Source organism: Pseudonocardia kunmingensis (assembly GCF_006716445.1).
GTDB classification, from domain to species: Bacteria; Actinomycetota; Actinomycetes; order Mycobacteriales; family Pseudonocardiaceae; genus Pseudonocardia; species Pseudonocardia kunmingensis.
This window is the reverse complement of sequence record NZ_VFPA01000010.1, coordinates 80,513-86,703: the sequence shown is the minus strand read 5'-3', so window position 1 is coordinate 86,703 and position 6,191 is coordinate 80,513. Positions and strand designations below refer to the sequence as shown.

Annotated in this window: 7 protein-coding genes; 3 read left to right on the top strand and 4 right to left on the bottom strand. The window is 72.4% G+C overall.

Features of this window, described 5'->3' with window-relative positions; genetic code table 11:
* Both FB558_RS42975 and FB558_RS42970 read right to left on the bottom strand, forming a co-directional pair.
* A partial coding sequence (locus tag FB558_RS42975; RefSeq protein ID WP_246107168.1) for a class I SAM-dependent methyltransferase occupies positions 1 to 353 on the bottom strand: 353 nt, incomplete at its 3' end.
* Positions 350 to 1,525, bottom strand: coding sequence for a cytochrome P450 (locus tag FB558_RS42970; RefSeq protein WP_142065568.1), 1,176 nt, complete (start codon positions 1,523 to 1,525; stop codon positions 350 to 352). The genes FB558_RS42975 and FB558_RS42970, both read right to left, overlap by 4 nt.
* A gap of 87 nt (positions 1,526 to 1,612) precedes the next feature.
* On the opposite strand from FB558_RS42970, the gene FB558_RS42965 reads away from it, so the two are divergent.
* The 3 genes from FB558_RS42965 to FB558_RS42955 all read left to right on the top strand — a co-directional run bounded on the left by FB558_RS42965 (position 1,613) and on the right by FB558_RS42955 (position 4,762).
* Positions 1,613 to 2,254 carry a TetR/AcrR family transcriptional regulator gene (locus tag FB558_RS42965; protein WP_142065566.1) on the top strand — a complete coding sequence of 214 codons (642 nt, stop codon included), beginning with the start codon at positions 1,613 to 1,615 and terminating at the stop codon, positions 2,252 to 2,254.
* Positions 2,255 to 2,318: 64 nt separating this feature from the next.
* Positions 2,319 to 3,929: an AMP-binding protein gene (locus FB558_RS42960; protein WP_246107167.1), complete on the top strand. Its 1,611-nt coding sequence runs from the start codon at positions 2,319 to 2,321 to the stop codon at positions 3,927 to 3,929.
* A 23-nt stretch (positions 3,930 to 3,952) separates the two neighbouring features.
* Positions 3,953 to 4,762: a PaaX family transcriptional regulator gene (locus FB558_RS42955; protein ID WP_142065562.1), complete on the top strand. Its 810-nt coding sequence runs from the start codon at positions 3,953 to 3,955 to the stop codon at positions 4,760 to 4,762.
* A 252-nt stretch (positions 4,763 to 5,014) separates the two neighbouring features.
* Here FB558_RS42955 and FB558_RS42950 read toward each other — a convergent pair whose 3' ends face one another.
* Positions 5,015 to 5,416 (bottom strand): RidA family protein, encoded by a 402-nt coding sequence (locus tag FB558_RS42950; RefSeq protein ID WP_142065560.1) that lies wholly within the window; start codon positions 5,414 to 5,416, stop codon positions 5,015 to 5,017.
* Positions 5,413 to 6,168: an SDR family NAD(P)-dependent oxidoreductase gene (locus tag FB558_RS42945; RefSeq protein WP_142065558.1), complete on the bottom strand. Its 756-nt coding sequence runs from the start codon at positions 6,166 to 6,168 to the stop codon at positions 5,413 to 5,415. The genes FB558_RS42950 and FB558_RS42945 overlap by 4 nt, the downstream gene beginning before the upstream one ends.
* Between the last annotated feature and the right edge of the window lie 23 nt (positions 6,169 to 6,191).

The following is a 6,191-nucleotide window of genomic DNA, read 5'->3' as shown; positions in this document are numbered from 1 at the left end:
GGCACGGAACACAGCACGAGGCAGAACACCGCGGCGTCCATGCTGCGATCGACAGCGGGCAGGCGCTCGGCCAGGCCGTCGACCACCTCGACGTCGACCGGGGCGTCGGTACCCGCCCTGGCAGCGATATCCCGTAGCCGCAGCTCGGGCTCCACCGCCAACACGCGGGCGACCGCCGGCGGGTAGTGCGGGAAGTTGCCGCCCGGCCCGGCGCCGATCTCGACGACCTCGCCGCTCAAGCCGGCCAGCAGCCGGCGGCGGTGCTCGACGAGCCCTCCCTCGTCCATCGCCCGGGACATCCGCGGGTACAGGCGCGCGAACACCGGGTGCCGCGTCACGGACCCGGCGTTCACCAGATCACCGGGAGCTCGAGCAGGCCACCGGTCAGTACGGCGCTGTCGAACCGCAGCTCCTCGACACCCACCGCGAGGTGCATCTCCGGGAAGCGCGTGACGAGCTGGGAGAACACGACCTGCAGCTCGATGCGGGCCAGCGGTGCCCCGATGCAGTAGCGGGCCCCGTGACCGAACGTGAGATGCCTTCCCGCCCCGCGCGTGGGGTCGAACCGCTCGGGTTCAACGAAGACGGCCTCGTCGTGGTTGGCGGCACCGTTGTCGAGCAGGACCAGCTCGCCGGCCCGCACCGTGACCCCGTCGATCTCCAGATCGGTGCGGGCGTAGCGGGGGATGCCACCCCCGCCGCGGGCCTGGATGCGCAGCATCTCCTCCACCACCGCCCCGACGCGACTCGGGTCACTGCGCAGCTCGCGCCATCGGGCGGGGTCGGTCAGCAGCCGTACCGCGCCGAGCCCGATCGCGACGACGGTGGTCTCGTGCCCGGCGAACAACAGCGCCATCCCCAGCCCCGCCGCCTCGTCGTCGCTGACGCCCTCCACGGCGCACAACCGTGACATCACGTCATCCCCGGGATCGCGCCGCTTGCCCGTCACCAGCTGCTTGCCGTAGCCGAACAGCTCACCCAGCCCTTGCATGGAGCGGGCGTGGTCACGCACGTCCGCGGCGGCCTGCGTCCACCCCCGGAACTGCGCCCGGTCCTCGTAGGGCACGCCCAGCAGCTCGCAGATCACCATGATCGGCAACGGCAACGCCAGCGCCTCGTGCAGGTCGGCAGGCGGCCCGTGTTCGGCGAGATCGTCGAGGAGCGCGCCGGTGAGCTCTTCGACACGCGGCCCGAGCGCACGCATCCGCTTGGGCGAGAAGTGGGGCTGCAGCAAGGCGCGCATCCGGGAGTGATCGGCATGCTCGGTCGCGAACTCACCCAGCGGACCCCCGAACAACGCCGACTCCCCGGTCCGCGCCGCCTTCCCGGGGTCGGGGTGGGAGCGCCCGAGCCGGTCGTCGTCGAGCAGACCCCGCACCTGGTCGTACCCCGTCACCAACCACGCGTCGTCCCCGACCGCGGTACGGACACGGTGCACCGGCCCCGTGGCCTGGAGCTGCCGCAGCAACGGCGCCACCCGGAGCGGGACCGGCTGATCGAACGGCAGCTGCACGACACTCGTCATCGAGCTCTCCCAAGTAGATTTCCGTGTGTAAACTTCAGAGTAAACAAACTACTTGTAGACTCTGACGTAAACAAGAGGGGTGGTGGCATGGGCGACGAGGCCAGGGCCGGCGAGGGGCCCGATCCGGAGGGCCCGACGGCGCGGCGGATGCGGCGCGCCGACCGGCGCGCACAGATCCTCGACGCCGCCACCCGGGCCTTCGCCCGAACCGGGTTCGCCGCCACCGGCCTCGACCAGATCGCCGCCGAGGCCGCGATCACGCGGGTCCTGCTCTACCGGCACTTCGACTCGAAAGCCGACCTGTACGCCGCCGTCCTCGACCGCGCGTGCCGGCGCTTGGAGGGCAGCGTCGGCAGCGACGACTTCGACGAGCAGGCCATCCCGGCCCTGCTCCAGGCCGCCGCCGCGGACCCGGACGCCTTCCGGCTGCTGTTCCGCCACGCAGCGCGCGAACCCGAGTTCCGCGGGCGGATGGACGGCCTGGCCGCCGGCTCCGTCGATATCGCCCGACGCAACCTCGCCGCGATGATCCCCGACGGCGCGTGGCTGGACTGGGCCGCCCGGCTCATACCGACGCTCACGATCGAGGCCGTCATCGCCTGGCTCGACGCCGGGCAACCCGACCCCGACCGCGCTGCCGACAGGATCAGCCGCGCCGTCCACGGCGTCATTGACGCCGCCTCCAGTCCGACGCGCCCCGGCCGCAATGAGGGTCAGGTACATATATAGGCGCATTGACTGCCGTCACAGTTGCGCAATAGTGTCCGGGTCACACCGCGAAGGAGAGCCGGCCGTGATCCTGTCTCCTACGACCCACGTCGACACCACCTGCCGCACCAGCCTGCCGCCGGCGGACAACTGGCCCGAGCTGCACTTCGACCTTCCGCAGCTGCAGTACCCCGAACGCCTCAACTGCGCGACCGCGCTCCTCGACGACGTCATCGCCGGGCACGGGGCCGATCGCCCGTGCCTGCTCACCCCGGCGGGCGAGACGTGGAGCTACGGCCGCCTGCGGGCGACCGCCAACCGGGTCGCGCACTTCCTCGTCGACCGGCTCGGCGTCGTGCCCGGCAACCGCGTGCTCCTCCGCGGTCCGAACAACCCCTGGCTCGTCGCCTGCTGGTTCGGGGTGCTGAAGGCCGGCGCGGTGGCGGTGCCGACGATGCCGATGCTGCGCGCCCGCGAGCTGCGCGACATCCGGGAGATCGCGGCCGCCGACATCGCCCTCTGCGACCACCGGTTCGTGGCCGAGCTGACCGGCGACGGGCTCGAGGGCGTCACCACCGTTCCCTACGGCGGCCCGGGCACCGACGACCTGTGCGCGCTCGTCGCCGACCTGCCCGACCGGTTCGAGGACGTGCTCACCGCGGCCGACGACGTCGCGCTGCTCGCCTTCACCTCGGGCACCACCGGCCGGCCGAAGGCCACGATGCACTTCCACCGCGACGTCCTCGCGATCGCCGACACGTTCTCGGTGCACGTGGTGAAGCCGCGCCCGGACGACGTCTTCGCCGGCACCCCGCCGCTCGCGTTCACGTTCGGTCTCGGGGGAGGTCTGGTGTTCCCGCTCCGGGCCGGGGCGAGCACCCTCCTGATCGAGAAGGCCACCCCTGCCGAGCTCGCCCGGCACGTCGCCGCCCACCGCGTCACGGTGTGCTTCACGGCGCCGACCGCCTACCGGGCGATGATCGCCGACGGCGATGCCGGGCTGCTCTCCACCCTGCGCCGCGCCGTGTCGGCCGGGGAGCACCTCGGCGAGGCGACGTGGCGCGCGTTCCACGCGTCCACGGGTGTGCGCCTGATCGACGGCATCGGGTCCACCGAGATGCTGCACGTGTTCATCTCGGCGGCCGACGACGACATCCGGCCGGGCGCCACGGGACGGGTGGTGCCGGGTTACCAGGCGCGGATCGTCGACGAGGCCGGTGAGCCGGTACCGGACGGCACGCCGGGACGGCTGGCGGTGAAGGGACCCACCGGATGCCGGTACCTCGCCGACGATCGGCAGAAGATCTACGTCGAGAACGGCTGGAACATCACCGGTGACACCTTCACGCGCGATCCGGACGGCTACTTCTGGTACCACGCCCGCAACGACGACATGATCGTCTCCTCCGGCTACAACATCGCCGGCCCCGAGGTGGAGGAGGCCGTGCTGACCCACCCGGACGTGCTCGAGTGCGCGGTCGTCGGCACGCCCGACGACGCGCGCGGGTCCGTCGTCACCGCGTTCGTCCGCCTCCGCGACGGCGCCCCGGCGGGCGACGCGGTCGCCGCGCAGATCCAGCGCCACGTCAAGGCCACGATCGCGCCCTACAAGTACCCGCGGCTCGTGCACTTCGTCGACGCGCTGCCGCGCACGGCGACGGGCAAGCTCCAACGGTTCCGCCTGCGGTCGTCGTGAGCGCCCCGACCTAGGCTTCCGCCATGGCAGAGATCGCCCCGCGCCAGCTCATCCTGACGCTGTACGGGCTGTACGCGCGCGACGAGCACAACTGGATGTCGGTGAGCTCCGTGGTGCGGTTGATGGGAGACCTCGGCGTCGACTCCGCCGGGGTCCGGTCGTCGATCTCCCGGCTCAAGCGGCGCGGCGTCCTGCTGGCGATGAAGGCCGGGTCGGCCGCGGGTTACGCGCTGTCCGAGAGCGCCCTCGAGGTGCTCCGGGAGGGCGACGTGCGCATCTTCGACCGCAGGCGGGCCCGCGCCTCGGAGGGCTTCCTGCTCGTGGTGTTCTCCATCCCCGAGTCGGAGCGGGAGAAGCGGCACATCCTGCGCACCACGCTGTCGGGCATGGGGTTCGGCACGGCCGCGCCCGGGGTGTGGGTGGCACCCGGCCACCTCCGCGACGAGGTCGCCCGGACCCTGGAGCGGCGTGGGCTGTCCCCCTACGTCGACCTGTTCTCGGCACGCCACGAAGGTTTCAGCTCGCTGTGCCGGCAGGTGGCGCAGTGGTGGGACCTCGACAGCATCAACGCCGAGTACGGCGACTTCCTCGAACGCTTCTCCGATGCGGAGTCCCGCTGGAAGGGCTCCGACGACGGCACCCGCACGGCGTTCGAGATCTACGTGCCGATGCTCACGGTGTGGCGCCGCCTGCCCTACCTCGATCCGGGCCTGCCCCCGGACCTCCTGCCCGACGGGTGGCTCGGCGGGCGTGCCGCAGACCTGTTCGGCGACCTCGACGCCCTGCTGCGCACCCCGGCCCGCGAGCACGCGGTGACGACGATCCGCGCCTAGCACTCCAGGCGCGGGCGGTGACGCGGCGGTTGCCGCCGATGCCCGGTGCACGCTGCAGCGTGTCGAGTTGGGCGCGCAGGCCGGGATCGCCGCCATATGATGCCCATCGAGCCGCACACCAGGGCTGCCACCCCCGCACCCAGGTACGACTCGAAGCGATCACCACCGACATCGATCCGAGCCGCACACCAGCGCTGCGCCGAGCGCCCTCACGTACGACTCGGGCCGATCACACGTCGTGCCACCACTGTCCTACCGGTCGAGCACGGCGACGCCCTGGACCTCGACGAGCGCGGCGGCGTCCCAGAGCCGGGCGACCCCGATGCCCGCCATGGCCGGGTACTCGGTGCCCACGAGGCGGCGCCAGATCTTCCCGATCTCCCGCACGTTCGCGAGGTAGCCGTCCATGTCGACGATGTAGATCGTGACGGTGGCCAGGTCGTCACCGGAGCCGCCGGCCGCCGCGAGCGCCTGCATCATGTTGTGCAGCGCCTGCTCGAACTGGGTGACGACGTCGTCGCCGACGATCGTGCCCGACTTGTCGAGGGCCGTCTGCCCGGCGAGGTGGACGGTGCGGCGCCGGTCGGTGACGACGGCGTGGCTGAAGCCGCGCGGCGCGGCGAGCTGCGGCGGGTTGATGCGCTCGAAAGTCACGACTGCACGGCTCCTCCGTCGACGTTGATGCCCTGTCCGTTGATCGCGCCGTTCTCCACGCAGGCGAGCACGGCCGCCGCGACCTCGTCGGGCCGGATCAGCCGCCCGATCGGCTGGCGCTTCCGGAGCAGCGCCCGCGCGTCGCCCTCGGACGCGCCCAGGCGGGCGGCCATGGCGGCCACCGTGGCGTCCGTCATCGGGGTGTCGACGTAGCCGGGGCACACCGCGTTGGCGGTGACCCCGCTGCGGGCGACCTCGTCGGCCACGGCGCGGACCAGCCCGAGCACGCCGTGCTTGCTCGCCGTGTACGCGCTCACCTGCCGCTCGCCGCGCTTGGCGACGACGGACGCGATCACCACGATGCGTCCGCGGCCGGCCTCCAGCATCGGGGGGAGCGCGCGGCGGATGCAGCGGAAGGGCGCGGTCAGGTTCGAGTCGAGCATCTGCTGCCACTGCGCGTCGGTGGTCGTCGTGATCGGCGCGGCGAGGGAGGTGCCGGCGTTCGCGACCAGCACCTCGGCCCATCCCCACTCCCGCTCGACGGTGGCGAACAGCTCCTCGACCTGCTCGGGCACGGTGAGGTCGGCGGCGACGCAGAGCGTCGGCCCGCCGACCTCCGCAGCCGCCCGGTCGAGCTTGCCGCGATCGCGGCCGACCAGGACGACCCGGTGGCCGGTGGCGGCGAGCCGCTGCGCCGTCGCCAGGCCGACCCCCTGCCCGGCGCCGGTGACGACGGCGACGGCGCCTGCCACTGTGTCGGACGGTGACCTCGCGA

What these genes read in the sequence shown, in the direction of transcription:
- FB558_RS42965 (WP_142065566.1), top strand. Translation starts at nt 1,613, where the DNA reads ATGGGCGACGAGGCCAGGGCCGGCGAGGGGCCCGATCCGGAGGGCCCG.
- FB558_RS42970 (WP_142065568.1), bottom strand. Translation starts at nt 1,525, where the DNA reads ATGACGAGTGTCGTGCAGCTGCCGTTCGATCAGCCGGTCCCGCTCCGG.
- FB558_RS42955 (WP_142065562.1), top strand. Translation starts at nt 3,953, where the DNA reads ATGGCAGAGATCGCCCCGCGCCAGCTCATCCTGACGCTGTACGGGCTG.